This window comes from Bacillus siamensis KCTC 13613 (assembly GCF_000262045.1).
GTDB lineage: Bacteria > Bacillota > Bacilli > Bacillales > Bacillaceae > Bacillus > Bacillus siamensis.
In genome coordinates this window covers 324,377-344,922 of sequence record NZ_AJVF01000041.1, presented here as the reverse complement: position 1 = coordinate 344,922, position 20,546 = coordinate 324,377, and the positions used below count along the sequence as shown (strand labels likewise).

The 20,546-nt window shown below is 47.8% G+C and carries 26 protein-coding genes and 1 other annotated feature; of the genes, 3 read left to right on the top strand and 23 right to left on the bottom strand.

The annotated features are described in order from the left end of the window. Window positions 1-75: 75 nt before the first annotated feature. On the top strand, window positions 76-462 hold the full coding sequence (locus tag Y79_RS0117280) for a TIGR04086 family membrane protein (RefSeq protein WP_016938805.1): 387 nt from the start codon (window positions 76-78) through the stop codon (window positions 460-462). 51 nt (window positions 463-513) lie between these two features. Here the strand turns inward: Y79_RS0117280 and yajC are convergent, their stop codons facing one another. The 13 genes from yajC to nadB all read right to left on the bottom strand — a co-directional run bounded on the left by yajC (window position 514) and on the right by nadB (window position 11,451). Beyond that, window positions 514-774: a preprotein translocase subunit YajC gene (yajC, locus tag Y79_RS0117275; RefSeq protein ID WP_012118091.1), complete on the bottom strand. Its 261-nt coding sequence runs from the start codon at window positions 772-774 to the stop codon at window positions 514-516. A gap of 30 nt (window positions 775-804) precedes the next feature. Further along, window positions 805-1,950 carry a tRNA guanosine(34) transglycosylase Tgt gene (gene tgt / locus Y79_RS0117270; RefSeq protein WP_016938804.1) on the bottom strand — a complete coding sequence of 382 codons (1,146 nt, stop codon included), beginning with the start codon at window positions 1,948-1,950 and terminating at the stop codon, window positions 805-807. A 27-nt stretch (window positions 1,951-1,977) separates the two neighbouring features. Beyond that, entirely contained in the window at window positions 1,978-3,006 is a 1,029-nt protein-coding gene (gene queA, locus Y79_RS0117265) for a tRNA preQ1(34) S-adenosylmethionine ribosyltransferase-isomerase QueA (RefSeq protein ID WP_016938803.1), read from the bottom strand. A gap of 25 nt (window positions 3,007-3,031) precedes the next feature. Next, window positions 3,032-3,232, bottom strand: coding sequence for a DUF2905 domain-containing protein (locus tag Y79_RS0117260; RefSeq protein WP_003152687.1), 201 nt, complete (start codon window positions 3,230-3,232; stop codon window positions 3,032-3,034). Further along, complete coding sequence (gene ruvB / locus Y79_RS0117255) at window positions 3,225-4,229, bottom strand: Holliday junction branch migration DNA helicase RuvB (RefSeq protein ID WP_016938802.1); 1,005 nt, start codon at window positions 4,227-4,229, stop codon at window positions 3,225-3,227. The genes Y79_RS0117260 and ruvB overlap by 8 nt, the downstream gene beginning before the upstream one ends. Before the next feature lie 10 nt (window positions 4,230-4,239). Next, complete coding sequence (gene ruvA / locus Y79_RS0117250) at window positions 4,240-4,845, bottom strand: Holliday junction branch migration protein RuvA (protein ID WP_003152683.1); 606 nt, start codon at window positions 4,843-4,845, stop codon at window positions 4,240-4,242. A 134-nt stretch (window positions 4,846-4,979) separates the two neighbouring features. Further along, on the bottom strand, window positions 4,980-5,456 hold the full coding sequence (locus Y79_RS0117245) for an intercompartmental signaling factor BofC (RefSeq protein ID WP_032864880.1): 477 nt from the start codon (window positions 5,454-5,456) through the stop codon (window positions 4,980-4,982). A gap of 165 nt (window positions 5,457-5,621) precedes the next feature. Then, on the bottom strand, window positions 5,622-5,741 hold the full coding sequence (locus Y79_RS1000000121805; RefSeq protein WP_016938800.1) for a hypothetical protein: 120 nt from the start codon (window positions 5,739-5,741) through the stop codon (window positions 5,622-5,624). Between the two features lie 124 nt (window positions 5,742-5,865). Next, the gene (locus Y79_RS0117235) at window positions 5,866-6,459 is read right to left on the bottom strand and encodes a YhcN/YlaJ family sporulation lipoprotein (RefSeq protein WP_016938799.1); all 594 of its coding nucleotides are present in this window, start codon (window positions 6,457-6,459) and stop codon (window positions 5,866-5,868) included. A gap of 146 nt (window positions 6,460-6,605) precedes the next feature. Continuing rightward, the gene (gene safA / locus Y79_RS0117225; RefSeq protein ID WP_016938797.1) at window positions 6,606-7,826 is read right to left on the bottom strand and encodes a SafA/ExsA family spore coat assembly protein; all 1,221 of its coding nucleotides are present in this window, start codon (window positions 7,824-7,826) and stop codon (window positions 6,606-6,608) included. A gap of 126 nt (window positions 7,827-7,952) precedes the next feature. Further along, window positions 7,953-9,056: a quinolinate synthase NadA gene (gene nadA, locus Y79_RS0117220; protein WP_016938796.1), complete on the bottom strand. Its 1,104-nt coding sequence runs from the start codon at window positions 9,054-9,056 to the stop codon at window positions 7,953-7,955. Further along, entirely contained in the window at window positions 9,056-9,904 is an 849-nt protein-coding gene (gene nadC, locus Y79_RS0117215; RefSeq protein WP_016938795.1) for a carboxylating nicotinate-nucleotide diphosphorylase, read from the bottom strand. Before nadC ends, nadA begins: the two co-directional genes overlap by 1 nt. Next, window positions 9,886-11,451 (bottom strand): L-aspartate oxidase, encoded by a 1,566-nt coding sequence (gene nadB, locus Y79_RS0117210; RefSeq protein WP_016938794.1) that lies wholly within the window; start codon window positions 11,449-11,451, stop codon window positions 9,886-9,888. Before nadB ends, nadC begins: the two co-directional genes overlap by 19 nt. 104 nt (window positions 11,452-11,555) lie before the next feature. On the opposite strand from nadB, the gene Y79_RS0117205 reads away from it, so the two are divergent. Both Y79_RS0117205 and Y79_RS0117200 read left to right on the top strand, forming a co-directional pair. Then, window positions 11,556-12,707: an IscS subfamily cysteine desulfurase gene (locus Y79_RS0117205; protein ID WP_016938793.1), complete on the top strand. Its 1,152-nt coding sequence runs from the start codon at window positions 11,556-11,558 to the stop codon at window positions 12,705-12,707. Continuing rightward, window positions 12,704-13,246 (top strand): transcription repressor NadR, encoded by a 543-nt coding sequence (locus tag Y79_RS0117200; RefSeq protein ID WP_016938792.1) that lies wholly within the window; start codon window positions 12,704-12,706, stop codon window positions 13,244-13,246. Before Y79_RS0117205 ends, Y79_RS0117200 begins: the two co-directional genes overlap by 4 nt. Before the next feature lie 26 nt (window positions 13,247-13,272). On the opposite strand, the gene pheA is transcribed toward Y79_RS0117200, so the two are convergent. The 10 genes from pheA to minD form a co-directional block, all read right to left on the bottom strand. Then, entirely contained in the window at window positions 13,273-14,130 is an 858-nt protein-coding gene (pheA, locus tag Y79_RS0117195; RefSeq protein ID WP_016938791.1) for a prephenate dehydratase, read from the bottom strand. A 15-nt stretch (window positions 14,131-14,145) separates the two neighbouring features. Next, complete coding sequence (gene thrR / locus Y79_RS0117190; RefSeq protein ID WP_016938790.1) at window positions 14,146-14,589, bottom strand: transcriptional regulator ThrR; 444 nt, start codon at window positions 14,587-14,589, stop codon at window positions 14,146-14,148. A 53-nt stretch (window positions 14,590-14,642) separates the two neighbouring features. Further along, window positions 14,643-15,929 carry a GTPase ObgE gene (gene obgE / locus Y79_RS0117185; RefSeq protein WP_016938789.1) on the bottom strand — a complete coding sequence of 429 codons (1,287 nt, stop codon included), beginning with the start codon at window positions 15,927-15,929 and terminating at the stop codon, window positions 14,643-14,645. Between the two features lie 31 nt (window positions 15,930-15,960). Continuing rightward, a complete protein-coding gene (locus Y79_RS0117180; protein WP_003152664.1) occupies window positions 15,961-16,539 on the bottom strand; it encodes a sporulation initiation phosphotransferase B in 579 nt (192 codons plus the stop codon). A 317-nt stretch (window positions 16,540-16,856) separates the two neighbouring features. Further along, entirely contained in the window at window positions 16,857-17,141 is a 285-nt protein-coding gene (gene rpmA / locus Y79_RS0117175) for a 50S ribosomal protein L27 (RefSeq protein WP_003152662.1), read from the bottom strand. Between the two features lie 12 nt (window positions 17,142-17,153). Next, the gene (locus Y79_RS0117170) at window positions 17,154-17,495 is read right to left on the bottom strand and encodes a ribosomal-processing cysteine protease Prp (RefSeq protein WP_032864865.1); all 342 of its coding nucleotides are present in this window, start codon (window positions 17,493-17,495) and stop codon (window positions 17,154-17,156) included. Between the two features lie 2 nt (window positions 17,496-17,497). Further along, the gene (rplU, locus tag Y79_RS0117165) at window positions 17,498-17,806 is read right to left on the bottom strand and encodes a 50S ribosomal protein L21 (RefSeq protein WP_016938787.1); all 309 of its coding nucleotides are present in this window, start codon (window positions 17,804-17,806) and stop codon (window positions 17,498-17,500) included. Window positions 17,807-17,819: 13 nt separating this feature from the next. Beyond that, window positions 17,820-17,893, bottom strand: a sequence feature (ribosomal protein L21 leader region). 60 nt (window positions 17,894-17,953) lie between these two features. Then, complete coding sequence (locus Y79_RS0117160; protein WP_016938786.1) at window positions 17,954-18,820, bottom strand: M50 family metallopeptidase; 867 nt, start codon at window positions 18,818-18,820, stop codon at window positions 17,954-17,956. Next, on the bottom strand, window positions 18,813-19,616 hold the full coding sequence (locus Y79_RS0117155; RefSeq protein ID WP_016938785.1) for a M23 family metallopeptidase: 804 nt from the start codon (window positions 19,614-19,616) through the stop codon (window positions 18,813-18,815). Before Y79_RS0117155 ends, Y79_RS0117160 begins: the two co-directional genes overlap by 8 nt. Window positions 19,617-19,742: 126 nt before the next feature. Continuing rightward, window positions 19,743-20,546 (bottom strand): septum site-determining protein MinD, encoded by an 804-nt coding sequence (gene minD, locus Y79_RS0117150; protein ID WP_016938784.1) that lies wholly within the window; start codon window positions 20,544-20,546, stop codon window positions 19,743-19,745.

The following is a 20,546-nucleotide window of genomic DNA, read 5'->3' as shown; positions in this document are numbered from 1 at the left end:
TTCAGAGAATACATTTAGAAAAAGACGGGCTCCGGCTTGTCATATGTCAGGCCGCAGGGCGGAGAGGAGATCAAAATGGAAGAAACGAAACAAGTGGGTAAAGGCGTCTTGTACGGCTTAGTGGCTATCTTTGCAGTGATGCTTCTTACGAGTCTGGCGATTTCACTGCTGCTGACGGTTACGTCAATGGAAGAGTCATCTTTCAGCTGGCTGGTCACCGCGCTTTCTTTTCTTTCTTTATTTGCCGGCGGTTTTATTTCCGGCGGCAAAGCAAAAGAAAAAGGCTGGATGATCGGAGCGTTAACCGCCGTTTGTTTCTCATTAATCATCTTGCTTTTTCAATATTTAGGGTTCGGAAAATCATTTACATCCGGTCAGCTTTTGTTTCATCTCGGCTTTTTGGGAGTCAGTATGCTGGGCGGGATTTTCGGAGTGAATTTGAAGGGAAGCAGATCAGCGTAATAAAAAAAGAGCGGAGAATCCGCTCTTTTTTAGTATGTATGAGCTTCGCTGTTATTCAGCAGAAGCTTCTCTGATTGCGCGGCGGTCAAATGTTAAACGGGTGTTATCACCTGTTTTAATGACGACCTTGCTTTCATCAATTGATTCAACAGTGCCGTGCAATCCTCCGATTGTCACCACTGAATCTCCTTTTTTCAGCTCTTCCTGCATCTGGCGTACGGCCTTCTGCTGCTTTTGCTGCGGACGGATGAGCAGGAAATAAAGCACTGCAAACATCAAAATAATAGGAACGATTGTGCCTAAAGTACCCATCTGTTTCCCTCCTTTCAAAAATGGTTTTATTTAGAAGCTTTTCGCATTTGGCTTATTATAGCCGTAACGCTCAAAGAACTCTTCTCGGAAATCACCAAGACGATCCTCCCGGATAGCTTGTCTGACCTGCTCCATTAAGTGTAACAGAAAATGAAGGTTATGGTAAGTTGTTAATCGAATTCCAAACGTTTCATTGCAGCGGATCAAATGTCTGATGTAAGCGCGGGAGTAATTTTTGCATGTATGACAGCTGCACTCTTCGTCAATCGGTCGGAAATCGCGCTCATATTTGGCGTTTTTCATGTTCAGACGTCCTTCATTCGTAAACACCGTACCGTTTCGGGCGATCCGGGTCGGCAGCACGCAGTCAAACATATCCACGCCGCGGATGGCGCCGTCAATTAAGGCATCCGGTGAACCCACACCCATTAAATATCTCGGCTTGTCCTTCGGTAAAAGCGGAGTTGTAAACTCAAGCACTCTGTTCATGACGTGCTTCGGCTCGCCGACAGATAATCCGCCTATGGCATAACCCGGAAAATCAAGTGAAACCAGGTCTTTGGCACTTTGTGTCCGCAAGTCTTCATACTCTCCGCCCTGTACGATTCCGAACAGCCCCTGCTCATCAGAGCGCCCGTGCGCCTCCAGGCAGCGTTCCGCCCAGCGGCTGGTCCGTTCCACAGAGCGTTTCATGTAATCATACTCTGCCGGATACGGAGGACATTCATCAAACGCCATCATGATATCAGAACCGAGGGCGTTTTGAATTTCCATCGCTTTTTCCGGAGATAAAAACAGCTTGTCTCCGTTTAAGTGATTGCGGAAATGTACGCCTTCTTCTTCTATATTACGAAACTTGCTCAATGAAAAGACCTGAAAACCGCCGGAATCCGTTAAAATCGCGCGGTCCCAGTTCATAAACTGATGAAGCCCGCCAGCTTCTTTTACAATGTCATGTCCGGGGCGGAGCCATAAATGGTACGTATTGCTTAAAATAATACCCGCATCCATAGATTTCAGCTCGTCCGGAGACATCGTCTTTACGGTAGCAAGCGTGCCGACCGGCATAAATACAGGCGTCTCAAAGGAGCCGTGGGGCGTATGAACTCTGCCCAGGCGCGCTCCCGTTTGTTTGCATTCCTTTATAAATTCATAACGTATCGGTTGTTCAGCCACTTTGTATGAGGCCTCCTGTCATTCAAATTAGATAATCAGCATGGCGTCGCCAAAGCTGAAGAAACGATATTCCTCTTCTACCGCATGACGGTAGGCGGAAAGAACATGCTCTCTGCCGGCAAGCGCAGAAACAAGCATGATAAGCGAAGATTTCGGCAGGTGAAAATTGGTGATCATGCCGTCAATCGCTTTAAATTCATATCCCGGATAAATGAAGATCGACGTCCAGCCGCTTGAAGCGGTAAATACGCCGTCATGCTCGCCGGCAATGGTTTCAAGGGTGCGCGTTGATGTCGTCCCGACCGACACGATGCGCCCTCCCGACTTTCTGACCTCGTTTAAAGAGGCGGCGGTTTCTTCCGTCATTTCATAAAATTCCGCGTGCATGTTATGCTCTTCCACATCATCCGCACTGACTGGGCGGAATGTGCCGAGTCCCACGTGCAGGGTGATAAATTCAATCCGCACACCCTTTTGCTTCAGCTCGTCCAGAATCTCTTCCGTAAAATGAAGTCCGGCAGTCGGGGCTGCGGCGGACCCGATTTCTTTTGAAAAGACGGTCTGATACCGTTCTTTATCATCAAGCTGCTCTTTAATGTAAGGAGGAAGCGGCATTTCACCGAGCGATTCAAGCACTTCGTAAAAAATCCCGTCATACCGGAATTCTATTTTCCGGCCGCCGTGATCAAGTTCCTCCGTGCAGACCGCTGTCAGCCGGCCGTCCCCAAATGTCAGGACCGTTCCTTTTTTTACGCGTTTCGCCGGCTTTACAAGCGTTTCCCATGTGTCATTCTCTTCCTGTTTTAACAACAGGAGCTCCACTTTCGCTCCCGTATCTTCTTTTGTGCCGAATAATCTGGCAGGGAGCACACGGGTATTGTTCAAGACGAGACAATCCCCTTCTTTAAAAAAGCTGACAATTTCTTTAAATGAACTGTCTGTCAGCCCGCCCGTCTGTTTGTCAAGCACCATCAGCCGCGATGCGTCACGCTCTTTCAGCGGCACTTGGGCAATGAGGCGTTCAGGCAGTTCAAAATCAAATAAATCGACTTTCATCATTTCACCTTTATTCTGTCTATTGTTATTTCATTCTGCCGAAAAAATTGAGCAGGATGGATAGTATCACACTGATTACAATACAAGTAACAACGGGAAAGAAAAATGTGACATTTCCCTTTTTAACGAAAATATCTCCGGGCAGCCGTCCGACAAAGTGCCAGACTGCGCCGGCAATAAGCAAAACAGCACCGAGAACCATGAGAACCTTCGGAAAATCAGTCACAGGCAGGCGCCTCCAATCGAAAATGCTCATATACAGCCGGGGTCACGACCCGTCCCCTCGGCGTTCTCTGAAGAAATCCGATCTGCAGCAGATACGGTTCGTACACATCCTCTATTGTATGCGGTTCTTCGCCGATTGTCGCGGAAATCGTATCAAGGCCGACCGGACCGCCGCTGAATTTTTCAATCATGCCTATCAGCAGCTTATGGTCAATATGATCAAGGCCGAGCGCATCGACTTGAAGACGTTCGAGCGCGTCGTGAGCGATTTCTTCAGTGATGCGGCTGTCGCCGAGCACCTGGGCAAAATCTCTCACTCTTCTGAGAAGCCGGTTTGCAACCCGCGGCGTTCCCCTTGACCGTCTGGCGATTTCCAGAGCCGGCGCTTCTTCGATATCCACTTCAAATACTTCAGCCGTTCGTGACACGATATCTGTCAGCTCTTCCTGCGTATAGTATTCAAGGCGCGACAGCACCCCGAACCGGTCTCTGAGCGGTGCGGTCAATAATCCCACCCTGGTCGTCGCTCCTACCAGCGTAAAAGGCGGAAGGTCAAGACGGACGGAGCGGGCGGACGGGCCTTTACCAATGACGATATCAAGGCAGAAATCCTCCATCGCCGGGTACAGCACTTCTTCAATTGAACGGTTCAGCCTGTGAATTTCGTCTATAAACAGCACATCACCGGGTTCGAGCGCCGTCAGAATGGCTGCCAAGTCTCCCGGCCTTTCAATGGCCGGCCCTGACGTTGTCCGCATCTCCACACCCATCTCATTGGCCACGATCGACGCAAGCGTTGTTTTTCCGAGACCCGGAGGCCCGTATAAAAGAACGTGGTCAAGCGTTTCCTGCCTCATTTTCGCCGCATCGATAAAGACGCGCAGATTTTCTTTCACCTTCTTTTGGCCGATGTACTGGGCGAGATTCTGCGGCCTGAGGCTTTGCTCGATTATTGATTCATGGCTGTCTGCTTCACTTGAAACGAGCCGTTCATCCATGAACATCACCTTACTTTAATAATTTTTGCAATGCTTTTTTCACATATTGATCTGTTGAAAGCGCCGTTTCCTCTTTTAAGTGAGGAAGCACTTTTTTAATTTCTTTTTCGGCGTAGCCGAGAACCCTGAGCGCTTCAAGGGCCTCGTCAAGCGCCGTTTCAGCCTCTTGTTTTTCAATGCGCGCTTCATGATTGAACAGGTTGTCAATCATTTCAGGCACGACATCGGCCAGTTTGCCTTTTAAATCAAGAATAATCTGCCGCGCCGTCTTTTTGCCCACACCCGGAAATTTCACCAAAAAGGCTTCATCTTCCTGTTCAATCGCTTCGATGACGGCTCCCGGATCACCGGAACCGAGAATGGCGAGCGCCCCTTTCGGCCCGATGCCGGTGACGTTCAGCAGCTTTGTGAAAAGCGCTTTTTCTTCCCTGGTTGAAAAGCCGTACAGAGAAAAGGCGTCTTCTTTTATATGATGATACGTAAAAATGGTCTCTTGATTGCTTACCTTATAAATAAACGGATTCGGAGTGAAGACCTGATAGCCGATTCCGCCGTTTTCAATCACGATGTATTGGGGAGATACGTAATCAATCGTCCCCTTCACGAATTCAATCACACCTATTCACCTCTTTGACTGCTTATCATTGTAACACAAAAACAGCCAAAGTCTTATAGAAAAGTTAACGTATGTTCGCTTTGCCACCTTCCGTTCAGAAAAAAAAGACATGTGTCACATGTCTTGCGTCAAAGTCAGCCGCTGTAAGTCTTAATATGATCGATCACGCTCTCAAACTCCGCTTTTGTCCTGTACGGTATACCATGCTCCAAATGCTTTTGCAATCGGCTTTCCAACCGCTCTAAATCAATTTGAAAGAAAGACTGGATCGGCTCCGACAGCGATCCGGGACGGCCGTGAAAAGTGGAAATCACCCCTCCGTCCGTGACACCGATATAACCGTTTACCTTACTGAGCGGAGAAATATCATCAACATGCTTACGGAAAAGGACGAAACCTTTTTTCTGCTCAACGAGCGTCCAGCCGGCGTATGCGGCCCAAAAGTCTTCCATCGCCAAAACGGTTTCATCCGTATGTTCGATGCCGACATCACCGTCAAGATAAACCTTTTCCAGCTGGACGTGCACCCGAAGCGGCCCGTAATGCTCGACCTCTGCCCCGTATGCACTGTTTCCTCCGCAAATCAGGACTGCAGCTGATAAGATAAGCATAAATAAAAGACGCCCACCGCAAATTCGTTTCACCAATAACACCTCTTTATTCAATCAAACTCTTGATGCTAGTTTGACCAAAGATGCCGGTGCTTAACCGTTTTCTTTCTTTTGACGGTTTCGCCGAAAAAAAAGCAGCCCTCTTATGAAGGCTGCCCCGCTTTATTATGCCCGGCAGGCTGATATCAGTTTCATCTGTCCGGGCGTCAGTTTGAGTCGGTATCCTCTTACAGTCAAATACACAGTTTTTGTCCCGCAGCTTTTGTCGCGCTCCGTTTTTTTCATCCCGGCTCCTCCGTTACATTTTATTTTGCTTTTATGTTAACAGCGCAATATAAAGAGCGTTTTAAGAATATGTAAAGAAATGATGAAAAAAATACTGCCGGATGAAATCATCCGGCAGTCCCGTCTAACGGCTGTTTTTGTTCATGTCTTGAAGCTTTGTAAAAGTGGCGTTATCAGTAAATACTTGAATTGCGCGGCCGTCCGCGAACTTTTTGGCTGCATGTTTGACATGTTTATCATCATTTTTCGTAAAAGGATGATTTGTTCTGACGGCAATGACGACTCTCGTGTCAGTCACGACGACCTGACTATCCTGTACGCCTTTTACTTTTTTCACACGGTTTGCAATTTTTGCCGCCATTCTGATGTTTTCGGCATTGTCATACCCATTATAAGACATAGCGGCCGGCGGCGTATTGGCGTTGCGGCCGTTATATGTGCCGTCAGTTGTTAACGGAACCCCGTTATTCGGCGCATTTCGGTAAGACACGTTTGTCGTATCCCGGCGGCCGTTTCGGTTTTCCATCATTTCGGAAACAGGTCCTTGATGGTCCATTCCGTACTGGCGTCTGCCGTTATCATTGTCATTTGAATAATACCCGACCGGACGTGTTGTCTGATTGTAGCGTCCGTCATTCATGGCATTATTTGCTCCGCATGCCGTTAAACTTGCAGTCACGGCTAAAACGCCTGCGATTGTCATCAGTTTTTTGCCCAATGGAAAAACCCCCCGTGGATTCATCGCTGTGTGAGCGTTTTCCGCTCATGTTTAGGATGTGCGGCCGGCGGCGGGTTTAAGCTTGTCAGTTATGTCCATTCTTCTTCGGACATAAAAAAAGGAACGACATACATCGTCCCGATACATTAGTCTTCATCTTCCTCCGGCCGTCCGAATACTTGATTTGGACTCGGCTGATTCGGCGCGGCATTGGGATTTGCTCCGCCGTAAGGCATAAAATATCCGGCATTTGCGCCCATATTCGGATATGGCTGCACAGGCATATTGGCGTGATGGTGATGTGAACCATGATGATGTGAACCGTGGTGGTGATGATGGTGATGATGCGAATCATTGCAGCCGCAATCATCGTCCTTAAATTTTCCATCGTGATGCGGCTCGTTTGCGTAATGTGATGAATAGCCGCCGTAATACGGCATATGTCCGTATGGAGCACCGCCGAAACCAGATGTAAAACCATCAAAATGCTCTGCATTTTCATGGGCCTCGTTTTCATATTCACCGTAACCCGCTTGCGGCCCAAATCCCGGATGATGGAATCCGTGATGATGGAATCCGTACGGTAACGGCATCGGCATTACCGGAAAGCCTCCATAACCTCCTCCAAAACCGCCGAAACCTCCGCCTACCGGGAAGCACGGATGGCATAATCCCGAACCCGGCAGCATCGGTGTCACCGGAACCGGACAAGGACAAGGCATGCACGGAATCGGATAATGCATAAAAGGCGGTTCAACGGCCGGCATATTCGGAAATGGGACATTCGGGATGTTTGGCATGTTCGGCAGATGATAAGCTGCGTTTTCTTCTTCCATCTTTCCGGCTTCAGGCGCCTTTGGCATATTCGGGTAATTCGCGTTTTCCATGTTGATCATTTCCTCCTGTTGTGGAATGTTATTGTCATGCTCTTTTTCTTTCGGCTCGACAAAATGTGTCACCGGTTCCTCCGGCTTAGGAGGCGACCACGGCTGAAACAGCTGATTGGTCGGATAATACTGATTCATATCAGCTTCCGGCAGCACATTTTCATGCTTTTCAGAGATCGGCGGCACATACGGAATTGACGGCTTTGGTTCTTCCGGTATGGTGTCTTCGATATCCACAACTGATTTCGGTTTTTCTTTGGCATATGGATGCTCATGCTTATGCGCAGACGTTCCGAAGTTTGCCTTTGGTTCTTTTCTGACCGGAACGGCTTCTGAAGGCACCTTTATCTTCATTCCAGGCATAATTAAGTCTGGATTGCTCAGCTGATTATTCAATTTCTTTAATTCTTCAAAATCAACTCCGTATTTTTCAGCTATTTTCCAGAGCGAATCGCCTTTTTGAACGATATGAATTTTCAACGTTTTCCCCTCCTATGCACAAAACGTGAACGGTACATTTGTCATTACAATACGTTTCTTCACACTATATGCAGGCGAGCTGGGCATGATGATAAAAAATTTGGAAAGGAGGGGAGTTTTTTATTTTTACGTATGGCTCAGCATTCTGTTCAACGCACGAAGCGCTTCTGTCCGAACCGCTTCCGGAACCTTAATGACACCCTTCGGCTCACCTTTTTCAAGCTGCTCAAGCGACCACAATAAATGCGGAAGGTCGATTCTGTTCATTGTCAGACACGGACACATATCCGGATTCAGTGATTCAATCTGTTTATCCGGGTGCGATTGAATGAGGCGCTGCACAAGATTCATTTCCGTGCCGACAGCCCACTTGCTTCCCGGCTCAGCCTGTTCAATCGTATCAATAATGTATTTGGTAGATCCGCTGTCATCACTTAGTGAGACCACTTCCCGCGAACATTCCGGGTGAACGATAATACGGATGTCAGAATCCCGCTGCCGCAGCTGAGAAATATTTTCCGCTGTGAATTTTTCGTGTACGGAGCAATGTCCTTTCCAAAGAATGATCTTAATGTTTTCCGGGTGGTCTGTAAGCAATCGGTTCTGAGCCGGATCCCATACAGCCATTTCTGTCAGCGGAATGCCGAGGTCATATGCTGTATTTCTGCCTAAATGCTGATCCGGCAAAAATAAAATTCTTTCCTTTTGTTTAAAGGCCCATTCCAGCACGCTCCGGGCATTCGAAGAAGTGACGGTTGCTCCGCCGTGCCGCCCGACGAATGCTTTAATTTCCGCCGTCGAGTTAACATATGTTAACGGAATGATGGTGTTACCGTACAGCTCTTGAAGCTCTTGCCATGCTTTATCCGTCTGCTGTATATCAGCCATATCAGCCATCGAACAGCCGGCGCGCATGTCGGGCAAAATGACGGTTTGGTTATCATCAGTCAGCATATCAGCCGTTTCCGCCATAAAATGCACGCCGCAAAACACAATATATTCCGCATCTTTATTTTTTTCGGCTGCTTGGGCAAGCTGCAGGGAGTCACCGGCAGTATCGGCAAATTGTATCACTTCATCTTTTTGATAGTGATGTCCCGGGATGAACAGACGTTTCCCGAAGGACCGTTTAATCGCGGCGACCCGCTCCTCCATTTCTTCGGTACTCAAGTTTTTATAATGGCTCGGCATCATGTCAGCTGATGCAGTTAACACGTCAAAGATAGACATTATGAAAAATCCCCCTGTTCCGCCGCAACATCCATGCTGATATCGGCGCTTTTTACTGAATGAGTCAGAAATCCGAGTGAAATATATTGTACGCCTGTTCCTCTATAAGCAGGCAATGTGTCGAGCGTTATGCCTCCGGATGCTTCCGTTTTGATATGGGCCGGTGTCATGGCAGCAAAACGCCGGACGGACTCGGGCGGACAGTTGTCAAACATAATAACGTCTGCACCCGCTTCTATTGCCTCGAGCAACTGCTGTTCGGATTCGATTTCGACTTCTGCCGCAAGCATCTGCCCCGCAGCTTTTCTCGCCCGCTCCATGGCCGCCTTTATCGATCCGCAGGCGGCAATATGATTATCTTTAATCATGATGCCGTCATATAGGCCGAAGCGGTGATTACAGCCGCCGCCGATCCGGACGGCGTATTTTTCCAGCATTCTGAGCCCCGGTGTCGTTTTTCTCGTATCACAAAGCTTAATGGACGAATCATCAAGACGCCTTTTGGCCTCATCCGTCATTGTCGCAATGCCTGACATTCTTTGGATAAGATTCAGGATCACACGCTCCCCCGTTAGAAGAGCCGCCGCCGGGCCTTCCATTTCAGCAAGCACGTCCCCTTTTTTCATCCGTTCTCCGTCTTTTTTCAGAGAGCGGACGCGGATATCGTTGTTTAAAAGCTTCCACCCTTCACGGATAACGGCTTCTCCGGCAAACACACCGTCTGTTTTTGCGATAATCTCCGCCTTACATTGCTGATCCGAAAAAATTGCTTGTGACGTTACGTCACCCGTTCCGATATCTTCCTGAAAAAAATGTGTCAGCATTTGCTTCAGCTGCAGAATGTCCATATTTCTCCAATCCCTTCGTTTTTTCTGATAACTGTTCCTGATGTTGAATGAATGATTTGTTTTCCATGCCACTCTTTCTCTGTCCCGGGAAAATCAGCGCGAAAATGGGCGCCTCTGCTTTCCTCCCGGATAAGAGCAGAAGATACGGCGAGTTGTGCGGTCTGCCATAAGCAGGACAGCTCGGCTTGTTCCGTTGTGATATCCTTCACATTCATATGATGAACAGGTACTTTGTTAAGCCAGAATGCCAGCGCCTGCATGTTTTCTTTATCTCTGACGATGCCCGCTCCGGCTGTCATTTTGGCTTGGAGCATGTGAAGCGTTGTATCCGGCACTTGTAAGATGACGTCAGATTTTTTCGAAGCTTTTTTATATCTTCCGTTTAACGGTGTTTGAATGATATGTTCCGCACACCTTTGTCCGCTTGCCAAGGCTTCCAGCAGCGAGTTGCTCGCAAGCCGGTTTGCCCCGTGCAGGCCTGTGCAGGCGGTCTCGCCTATGGCGTAGAGATCAGGCACAGACGTTTTCCCCCATGTATCGGTTTTTACTCCGCCCATTAAAAAATGCATCCCCGGGGCTACGGGAATCCCGCTTTCAATATCAACGCCGGCTGTTTGACAAATTTCTGTTATGGTCGGAAAACGTTTGTTAAAATCGGCGATTCGGCTGCAATTCATATAAACTGGATTTTCTTTCATTATTTCTTCGAAAATCGCCCGTGAAACGACATCCCTCGGCGCCAAATCTTCAAGCGCGTGTCTGCCCGTCATGATTCTGCGCCCTGAACGATCCGTTAAATATCCGCCTTCCCCTCTCACAGCTTCAGAAATCAGCCCGTACACAGTCCCGTTTTTCACAAGGAGGGTCGGGTGAAACTGGGTGAACTCCATATCCGTGATCTCTGCTCCCGCACGTAAGGCAAGAGCGATGCCGTCTCCCGTTATGGCGGAATCATTTGTATGATACTGATACAGACTGCCGCAGCCGCCTGATGCAAGCACTACGCAATCCGCTCTTCTGTAAGAAACGGAGCCTGAAGCATCCTTTACGGCAACGCCCGCGCACCGTCCATCTTCAATCAGCAGCTCAACAGCCGTTTCGTGTTCAATGATCCGTATGCCGTCCCTCAGCTGCCGAAGCAGATACTCGACCAAAATCCGCCCGGTCGCATCTCCCCCGGCATGCAGAATTCGTCTTTTAGAATGAGCGCCTTCCCTGCCGAGACAAAATGTTCCGTCTGATTTCGTATCAAATGGAAATTGACTTTCTATCAGCCTGTTTATCATGCTTTGTCCGCTTTGCAGCAAATCCCGCACGGCTGTCACGTCATTATGGCCGCAGCCCGCATACAGTGTATCGTTCACATGGGAGTCAATGGAGTCATCTTCTGCATATGAAACAGCAATCCCGCCTTGAGCATAATGCGAATTGCTGTTTGTTACGTTTCTTTTCGTTATGACGGTCACTTGGTATGACGGAGGAAATGCAGAAGCACAGGCGAGGGCCGCCGTCCCCGAACCAATGATGATAATTGTTTTTCCAGACATAATCACCCTCCTGTTATATTTACACCTGTCTTGACACCTATATTTACACAAGGATAAAATAAACTCAAGCTTTTTTTAACATAAACGGATAGGAGACGGCCTGTATGATTTATCTTGATTATGCGGCGGGAGCGCCTTTAAGTCCAAAAGCCGCGGAAGTCTTTCAGCATCTCAGTACAGAGGTATTCGGAAATGCAAGCAGCCTTCATGATGCCGGAGGGAGAGCGGCGGATGTGCTGGAATATTGCAGACATTCTGCAGGAAAATTGATCGGCGGAGCGGCAGACGGCATTTATTTTACAAGCGGCGGCACGGAAGCGAACATTCTGGCCGTCCAATCATTGCTGCATGGTCTTCCCCCTCACAAAAAACATTTTATTACGACCGCAATGGAACACCATTCGATCCATAATGCCGCAGCGTTTTTAGCTGATCAGGGAATTGAAGTCACTGTCATTTCCCCCGACAGAAACGGCCTTATAACCGAGGACATATTGGAGGCGCATATCCGTCCTGACACGGGGCTTGTTTCTATACAGCACGCCAATTCAGAAATCGGTCTCATCCAGCCAGTGGATCGCCTGGCCGCTTTTCTTCACCATCGAAACATTTTGCTTCATTGCGATTGTGTTCAAAGTTTCGGCAAACTGCCGATTAATGCAGATCAGACGGGTATCGATGCCCTTTCCGTCTCCGGTCATAAAGTATACGGCCCGAAAGGCACTGGGGCTGTTTACATTCGGCCCGGCGTCAGCTGGAAGCCGGTTTATCCGCATACCGTGCATGAAAACGGGTTCAGGCCCGGTACCGTGAATGTACCGGCCATCGGCGCTTTTACCGCTGCTGCGGAGTATGCAGTGAAACACATGGCGGAACACCATGAGCATGCAGAGAAGCTGAAGAAATATTTTCATGAACAAATTCGGCTTCAGGGCCTCCCTATTACATTTTCGGAGGAAGAAACCGGCGGTGAATGCCTGCCCCACATTGTCGGGTGTTTTTTTCACTCCTTTGAAGGACAATATGTTATGTTAGAATGTAATCGTAATGATATTTGCATCTCAACCGGGAGCGCATGTTCCGCCGGCAGTCACGGCCCTTCTTCAGCTATGAAGGCGCTGAGAAAAACCGAACGGGAAGCGCGGCAGTTTTTCCGGATCTCATTCGGAAATGAAACAACATGTGAACAGCTCGATATGCTGATACATACATTTACGGCGCTATGGGAGCAAAAGAAAGGAGAATCAGCAATTTGACAGAAGGAACGAAGCTTACGGGGGCGAAAAGACGCGACATGCTGCTTCAATGGCTGAAAGAAGCCGGCTCACCATTAACAGGGGGCGAATTGGCCAAAAAAGCAAATGTCTCAAGACAGGTGATCGTGCAGGATATATCACTCTTGAAAGCAAAAAGCGAACCGATTATCGCAACGAGCCAAGGCTATTTATACATCAGCATGAATGCCGGCGGCGAAAAAAACGCCGAACGGATTGTCGCCTGCCTGCACGGCCCGGAGCGGACGGAAGAAGAGCTTGAACTCATCGTCGATGAAGGGGTCACCATAAAGGACGTCATCATTGAACACCCCGTATACGGCGATTTAACCGCTGCCATAAGAGTCAGCACACGGAAAGAAGTTAAACAATTCATGGATCACATTAACTCGACAAATGCCGCTTACCTTTCACAACTGACAGGAGGCGTGCATCTCCATACGTTAAGCGCACCGACGAAAGAACGGATTGATCAAGCCTGCCAAGCCTTAGACGCCGCGGGTATATTAATAAAAGATTAAAAAAAAGCCCCCAGAAGGGCTTTTTTTTATATCGAATAGGATTGATATGTTCCCAGAAGCTTGACCCGGCAGCCGAGGGCTTCCATCTCTTGAACGGCTCCGGGAATGAGCACCTGATCCATCGCCTGTTCAATATCAATGATAAAGAAATAGTTGCCGAGACCCGTTTTTGTCGGGCGCGATTCGATCTTTGATAAATTCAGGTTTCTCCATGAAAAAGCGGACAGCACCCTGTGCAGTGCGCCTGATTGGTCATCTTGGGGAAGCGTCACCATCATCGTCGTTTTCGATCTTGATGACAGTTTTGCATTCACTTCAAATGAGACGTCTTTTTCAGGCGAAAGAATGACGAATCTCGTGTGGTTATCCTGATAATCCTGAATATCCCGTTTCACGATGCTCAATCCGTATGTAGCAGCCGCCATTTCATTCGCAATCACGCCGATCGGAAGTTCCGGATGCTCACTCACATACTTAGCAGCCGCACCTGTTGACTTCGCATACTCATAAGGAACAGACGAAAAATGCCGATGAAGAAATTTGTGGCATTGCGCAATCGCATGTGAATGAGAAAAAATTTTCTCAAGCTTTTTCCACTCATTTTCTCTCGAAGGGTGAACGAGCAGATGCTGGTAAATCGGCAGCGTCATTTCCCCCACAATCGCAAGAGGCTGCTCATGAATCAAATAGTCAATCGTTAAGTTAACCGATCCCTCCAGCGCGTTTTCCAAAGGAACAAATGCAAGATCCACTTCTCCCGCAACCGCCGCATCCATGCACGCCGGTATTGTATGATAAGGTGCTTGTGTCACGCTGTTTTGAAAGCAGGAACTGACTGCTAGATGTGTAAATGTGGCTTCTGGCCCTAAATAACCGACTCTCATGTTTCTCTTCTCTCCTTACGCGCCTGACCCTAAGATCTCAACTTTTTCTATAAAATCAAATTTTCTCAGTTTATTCATTAACGTATGAATGTTTTCTTCCATTGCGGATGTGCTGATTGAGAGCGTGACATTCGCCCTGCCCTGAAGCGGAATCGACTGGTGAATGGAAAGCACGTTGCTTCCTGAGTCAGCCACCGCCTGCAAAAGCTGGGACAACGCGCCTGACCGATCCTCCAAATGAAAGAAAAGTGTGATTATTTGTTCTTTAACCATCGTGTAAAAAGGGAAAACCGCATCTCGGTATTTGTAAAAAGCGCTTCTGCTTAAATCAACTTTCTGCACGGCATCTGCAACCGATTCAGCCTTTTTTCTGTCCAGCAGTTTTTTGACTTCAAGGGTTTTCCGCATCGCATCAGGCAGAACGTCTTCACGCACTAAATAAAATGTCTCTTCTTTCACCTGCACCCCTCCCTCTTACATCAGAGAGCCTGCATCGCAAGCTCTCCGTCTTTTTAATCAATAAATTCAAATTCAAATTCCAGAAGCCGGATGATATCGCCATCTTTAGCCCCGCGTTCTCTGAGCGCTTCATCAACGCCCATTCCGCGCATCTGTCTTGCAAAACGCTTGACGGATTCGTCACGGGAGAAGTCAGTCATTTTAAAGAGGCGTTCCAGACTGTCACCTGAAAGCACAAACGCACCGTCCGGATCACGGGTAATGTTAAATGGAATTTCTTCATCTTCCATCGTGTACATCACGCGGTTTTCCGCCAATTCTTCTTCATCATACAGCGGGAATTCAGGCGTTGTTTCCAGCTGGTTGGCGACTTCAAACAGAAGATCGCGGAGCCCTTCTCTCGTCACCGCGCTGATCGGGAAGACAGGATGGTCATCCTTAAGCTTTTCTTTAAACGCTTTAAGATTTTCAGCCGCTTCTGGCATGTCCATTTTATTCGCAACGATAATTTGCGGACGCTCCGTCAGCCGCAGATTGTATTCACTGAGCTCCTGATTAATGGTCACATAATCCTCATACGGATCACGGCCTTCCATCGCTGACATGTCAATGACATGAACGATGACGCGCGTCCGTTCGATATGGCGGAGAAATTGGTGGCCTAAGCCGACTCCTTCGTGCGCTCCTTCAATCAGGCCGGGCAGATCCGCCATGACGAAGCTTCTTCCGTCATCCGTTTCCACCATGCCCAGATTCGGAACAAGCGTTGTAAAATGATAATCGGCGATTTTCGGCTTTGCCGATGAAACGACAGACAGAAGCGTAGATTTTCCGACGCTCGGGAAGCCGACGAGACCTACATCTGCAAGCACCTTCAGTTCAAGTACGATATAGCGCTCTTTTCCGGGCTCTCCGTGCTCTGACAGCTGCGGTGCCGGGTTAGCCGGTGTCGCAAAACGGGTATTCCCGCGTCCGCCGCGTCCGCCTTTTGCGATGACGGCGCGCTGTCCGTGTTCAGTCAAATCAGCAATGACCTGTTTTGTATCGTCATCCGTAACGACTGTGCCGGGCGGAACTTTAACAACCATATCGTCCGCGTTTCTGCCGTGCTGGTTTTTAGACATGCCGTGCTCGCCGCGTATCGCTTTGAAATGGCGCTGGTACCGGAAGTCCATAAGCGTGCGCAATCCTTCATCAACCTCAAAGACGACGTCGCCTCCATTCCCTCCGTCACCGCCGGCAGGACCGCCTTTCGGCACATATTTTTCACGACGGAACGCAACCATTCCGTTACCGCCGTCGCCGCCTTTTACATATACTTTCACCTGATCTACAAACATAATATCCTCCGTTCTAAACCGTAAAAAACCGCTAGTTCATTCCAATTTCGGCCACACATTCATGGCCGGTCAGCTCAAATTGCATGACATCAAAGTCCTCATACCGCGATTTGCGAAATTCATCAAACACATCTGCATTCGCAATCGTTCCATGAAAATCGAGATATACAATAAGCTGTCTGTCAGGGTGATCCGTCTGCAGCGATACGGTCAGATGATTTTCACTTTCATTGCTTACCGCCAGACCGAACAGATGAAACAGTTTTCTCATCAGGTTCGACAGCTTTTGATCATATGCCGATAAATCTTTAATTTCTCCGAGCACTTCGTATTCGAGCCTCATATAACGGGACTTCCAATTAAATGTAAGAAAGTCAAACGCCAAGTGCGGGGTTTTCAGGTTTGAGAGCTTTGACTCGTGCTTTGCATCTATGACCATTTCGTCGATTATTTCAACGACCCTGTCATACTTCTGCAAACTTAAGTTTCCTTTTATCAGCTGCAGCTTATTCATCCAATCATGACGGAAATGGCCCATTAATTGGATCAGCTCATTAATCAGAGCCGCATCGCTTACAGGTTCTTCTTGTTTCTTCGATACATCCTTCATTTTCGCACTCCCAATCGTTTAATTTCTTTTTAGGAGTCTTGATAAGTGTGTACTATGAATTATAACAGAGAAGGCTTTGTTAGAAAAACACTTGTTTTTCCTGGTTCATCATGTTCCTTTTTCGGATCGCATGCACTGCGGATGCCAGGCAGAAACATTTTTGGTATCACTGCTTGGGGAACATATCCAGTGGGTATGAGAAGCTGATGTCCTCATTCAAGGCGGGGTTCACTCACGCATCCTCTGCTTTTCATTCTTGATGTTACTCCGCTTACTGCAAAAAAAACTCCAGTCAACGACCGGAGTTTTTTGTGTCATTATTGAGCTACAGGATATACGCTCACTTTTTTGCGGTCACGGCCGAAACGTTCGAATTTAACAGTTCCGTCGATTTTAGCAAAAAGAGTGTCATCTCCTCCGCGGCCCACGTTTTCACCTGGGTAGATTTTCGTTCCGCGTTGACGGTAAAGGATAGATCCGCCTGTTACGAATTGACCGTCTGCACGTTTAGCGCCTAAACGTTTAGATTCAGAGTCACGTCCGTTCTTTGTAGAACCTACACCTTTTTTAGAAGCGAAAAACTGAAGATCTAATCTAAGCATGTAACTCACCTCCTATATTTGGTTTGCAGTCAACAGTAAGTGTTCACTGTAATCCCGCTCGATCGTTTCAAGAGAAACAATCATGCCTTCAATCAGCAGCTGCGCTTTTTGCAAAGCTTCCTGATCAGCGGCTTCAGGGAATTCAAAGTAGAAATAACCCCCGTCCTCGCCTATATCAAGAATCGGTTCGAGAGGAGCCAGCGCGATAACCGCATTGACCGCCCCGAAAACGACAGCCGTAACCCCGGCGCAAACGAGATCTCGTCCATGTTCAGCAAAATCGGCATGTCCCGTCATTTCAAAGGACAAAATGCCCCCGTCATTTCGGGATCTTCGAATTGTTGCCTCAATCATGCTTACGCGTTGATTTTTTCGATTGTCAATTTAGTATAAGGCTGACGATGACCTTGTTTTTTATGAACATTTTTCTTTGCCTTGTAACGGAAAACAGTGATTTTTTTCGCACGGCCTTGTTTTTCAACTTTAGCTGTAACTGTCGCGCCTGCAACTGTTGGGTTGCCGACTTTCACGCTGTCTCCGCCAACAAACAATACGTCTTCAAACGTCACTGTTTCACCTGCTTCAGCAGCAAGTTTTTCGATGTAAACAGTTTGACCTTCTTCAACTTTGATTTGTTTTCCGCCTGTTTTAATGATTGCGTACATTCTCTGCACCTCCTATTAGACTAAGACTCGCCAGCAACAGGGGGCTTTAAAGCTCTTATCACCTGTCCCGAGCGGTTGTAGCATTGGTGCTACATATCCATAACATTAAAAAATATATCAGACCTAAAGAGATATGTCAATCTATTTCTAGTAAGGCAGCAGCAGGTCTTCCATGGAGGAATCTGTCCGTTTATCGGCAAAATATGCATGAAGCACTTCATTTTCATCAAGCTGGCTGAGCTTCTCGCCGGCTTTTTCAATGATAATGGGATGCTTGCAGCCCCGTTTAAATTCGGCCATGACATGCTTTACTTTGGCATCGGCTGCGACAGTCAAAGGATGCAGCATGGCGACATCGCGGTTTTTACCGTAATATCTCTCTAAAAGAAACCTCAGCTGAATATAATGCCGCTTGCGGTATTCATCCCATAAAGAAGCGGCGAGAAAGACGAACAGCACCCATGCGCTGACCTGGAGGGGGACGGCCAGAACAATCCAGCAGCAGAGCAAAAGCGCAAAAACGGCTGATGTCTGCAGGCTGAGGAGATGCGCTTTTTGAAAAGCCATTTGTTTAGAGAAGTATAAAAACACAAACTTTCCGCCGTCAAGCGGCCAGATCGGCAAAAGGTTGATGAAAAGAATGGAGAGATTATAAAAGGTAAACATCTCAAATGTCTGCTGACTTGTAAAGCCGGACATAAAAAGGAGCCAGGCTGCCGCCTGAAGCCACACATGCTGGAGCGGGCCCGCCAGAATGACCGCGAATTCCTCTTTAAGCGGCCGGTTTCCGTGCTCCTCCACCTCAACCGTCCCGCCGAAAGGGAGCAGAAAGACGCGTTTAATGCGCCACGAAAAAAACACAGCCAGAGCAGCATGCCCCAGCTCATGAACGGATACGACCAGCAAAAGACACAGCAGCGCTTTAATGTGCCCCGTCAGAAGACCAAGCCCCATGATAATCCAAAGAAAAGGATGGACATGAATTTTGAAGAGAAGGCTGAGCCATTTATTCATCAAATGTGATCACCTGAATCGGATCTATGAATTTATCGCCATCCTGAATCGCGAAATAATACTGTCCTTTACTTTTATCGTTAAGCTTGATCGAACCGATCTTTTTTCCTTTATCGACAAAGTCATACAATGATACGTCAACATCTTTGAGCCGACCGTAAATGCTGCTTGTATTGTCGGCATGCTGCACCTTCACAGTCAGCCCTGTTTTTTCATCTTTGCTCACTTCCGTAATGTAGCCTTCTTTTACGCTGTCAATGGCTTCACTGGCCGTTTCAACAACGACGCCTTCTCCGTTATTCTGAAAGTTCTGCTGGATTTTCCCCGCGGCAGGAACTGCCATATCCTGGCTGACCGCTACCTGACCGTCCTTCTTTTTCGTTCCCGGGGTGAGAAAAGCGAGCGGGTTTCCGAATGAGGATACAAACCAATGATTCACGGCAGCAAACTGAAATTCTTTTTGAAAGGTTTGTGCAATCGCCGGTTTAATCTGACTCAGCGGCAGTTTGTCAGTTTTATAGGCGATAGCGGAAATCAGTACGAGACAGGCGGCCAGCAGGCATTTCAAAATAATAGAATGAGCGTTGATCAATGGATGCCGTCCGTTAAATTCGGGCGGATGTTCCGTTTGATATTCATAGTCCGGAAGGAGCCTGTGCTTTTCCTGCTCCTTGACCGTCTGCCATGCGGGAGGCTTCTGCGGTCGGGCATTTTGAACGAAAGTCCGTTTTGGTTCAGGGCGCGGTTTTCTCCTTTTGGCCAGTCTTTTTCTAATTTCATCAGCTCTGTGACTCATCGCCATCATCCTTTGCAATCGTTGGGTTTGTACATCCTATGTCTTGTCCATTGCAAATATGCGCTCTTAAAAAACAAAAAAGACCTGATAAGCTGGGCTTTATCAGATCTTTGTATTCCAGTATATTTATGAACGCACGCCGAAAAACGACTTGATTTTCGCCATCATCCCTTTTTGCTGCTCTTCAAGCACCTGCAAAGGAACGGATTCTCCTAAAATACGCCGGGCGATATTGCGGTAAGCAATGCTGGCGCGGTTTTTAGAATTCATGGCAATCGGTTCGCCGATATTTGAAGCTCTGATCACTTCATCATCGTCGGCAACGATTCCGAGGAGATCAATAGACAGATGATGAACAACCTCATCCACATCCATCGTGTCACCGTTTTTCATGAGGTGATTTCTGATGCGGTTGACGATGAGGCGCGGCGGTTCAATATCTTCCTGCTCCAAAAGTCCGATAATGCGGTCAGCGTCCCGAACCGCTGATATTTCCGGCGTCGTTACCACAATCGCCTTATCAGCTCCGGAAACGGCATTTTTATAGCCTTGTTCAATTCCGGCCGGACAATCGATAATGACATAATCAAATTCCTGCTTGAGCTCCTGCACAAGCGATTTGATCTGCTCAGGGACAACAGCCGTTTTGTCGCTTGTCTGGGCAGCCGGCATTAAATGAAGCAGATCATCAAAACGTTTGTCCTTGACAAGCGCCTGATGCGTCTTGCATCTGCCTTCAATTACATCTACTAAGTCGTAAATAATTCTGTTTTCAAGACCCATTACGACATCAAGGTTGCGCAGTCCGATATCTGTGTCTACCAGACAGACGCGCTTCCCTAAAATGGCTAAGGCGGTACCGAGGTTTGCAGATGTTGTTGTTTTACCTACTCCGCCTTTTCCCGAAGTTATTACGATAGCCTCACCCAA

Excerpts from the sequence above, each read along its gene's own strand:
- Y79_RS0117280 (WP_016938805.1), top strand. The coding sequence starts at position 76 with ATGGAAGAAACGAAACAAGTGGGTAAAGGCGTCTTGTACGGCTTAGTG.
- yajC (WP_012118091.1), bottom strand. The coding sequence starts at position 774 with ATGGGTACTTTAGGCACAATCGTTCCTATTATTTTGATGTTTGCAGTG.
- queA (WP_016938803.1), bottom strand. The coding sequence starts at position 3,006 with ATGAAAGTCGATTTATTTGATTTTGAACTGCCTGAACGCCTCATTGCC.
- ruvB (WP_016938802.1), bottom strand. The coding sequence starts at position 4,229 with ATGGATGAACGGCTCGTTTCAAGTGAAGCAGACAGCCATGAATCAATA.
- Y79_RS0117245 (WP_032864880.1), bottom strand. The coding sequence starts at position 5,456 with ATGCTTATCTTATCAGCTGCAGTCCTGATTTGCGGAGGAAACAGTGCA.
- Y79_RS1000000121805 (WP_016938800.1), bottom strand. The coding sequence starts at position 5,741 with ATGAAAAAAACGGAGCGCGACAAAAGCTGCGGGACAAAAACTGTGTAT.
- nadA (WP_016938796.1), bottom strand. The coding sequence starts at position 9,056 with ATGTCTATCTTTGACGTGTTAACTGCATCAGCTGACATGATGCCGAGC.
- nadC (WP_016938795.1), bottom strand. The coding sequence starts at position 9,904 with ATGGACATTCTGCAGCTGAAGCAAATGCTGACACATTTTTTTCAGGAA.
- nadB (WP_016938794.1), bottom strand. The coding sequence starts at position 11,451 with ATGTCTGGAAAAACAATTATCATCATTGGTTCGGGGACGGCGGCCCTC.
- Y79_RS0117205 (WP_016938793.1), top strand. The coding sequence starts at position 11,556 with ATGATTTATCTTGATTATGCGGCGGGAGCGCCTTTAAGTCCAAAAGCC.
- pheA (WP_016938791.1), bottom strand. The coding sequence starts at position 14,130 with ATGAGAGTCGGTTATTTAGGGCCAGAAGCCACATTTACACATCTAGCA.
- obgE (WP_016938789.1), bottom strand. The coding sequence starts at position 15,929 with ATGTTTGTAGATCAGGTGAAAGTATATGTAAAAGGCGGCGACGGCGGT.
- Y79_RS0117180 (WP_003152664.1), bottom strand. The coding sequence starts at position 16,539 with ATGAAGGATGTATCGAAGAAACAAGAAGAACCTGTAAGCGATGCGGCT.
- rpmA (WP_003152662.1), bottom strand. The coding sequence starts at position 17,141 with ATGCTTAGATTAGATCTTCAGTTTTTCGCTTCTAAAAAAGGTGTAGGT.
- Y79_RS0117170 (WP_032864865.1), bottom strand. The coding sequence starts at position 17,495 with ATGATTGAGGCAACAATTCGAAGATCCCGAAATGACGGGGGCATTTTG.
- rplU (WP_016938787.1), bottom strand. The coding sequence starts at position 17,806 with ATGTACGCAATCATTAAAACAGGCGGAAAACAAATCAAAGTTGAAGAA.
- Y79_RS0117160 (WP_016938786.1), bottom strand. The coding sequence starts at position 18,820 with ATGAATAAATGGCTCAGCCTTCTCTTCAAAATTCATGTCCATCCTTTT.
- Y79_RS0117155 (WP_016938785.1), bottom strand. The coding sequence starts at position 19,616 with ATGAGTCACAGAGCTGATGAAATTAGAAAAAGACTGGCCAAAAGGAGA.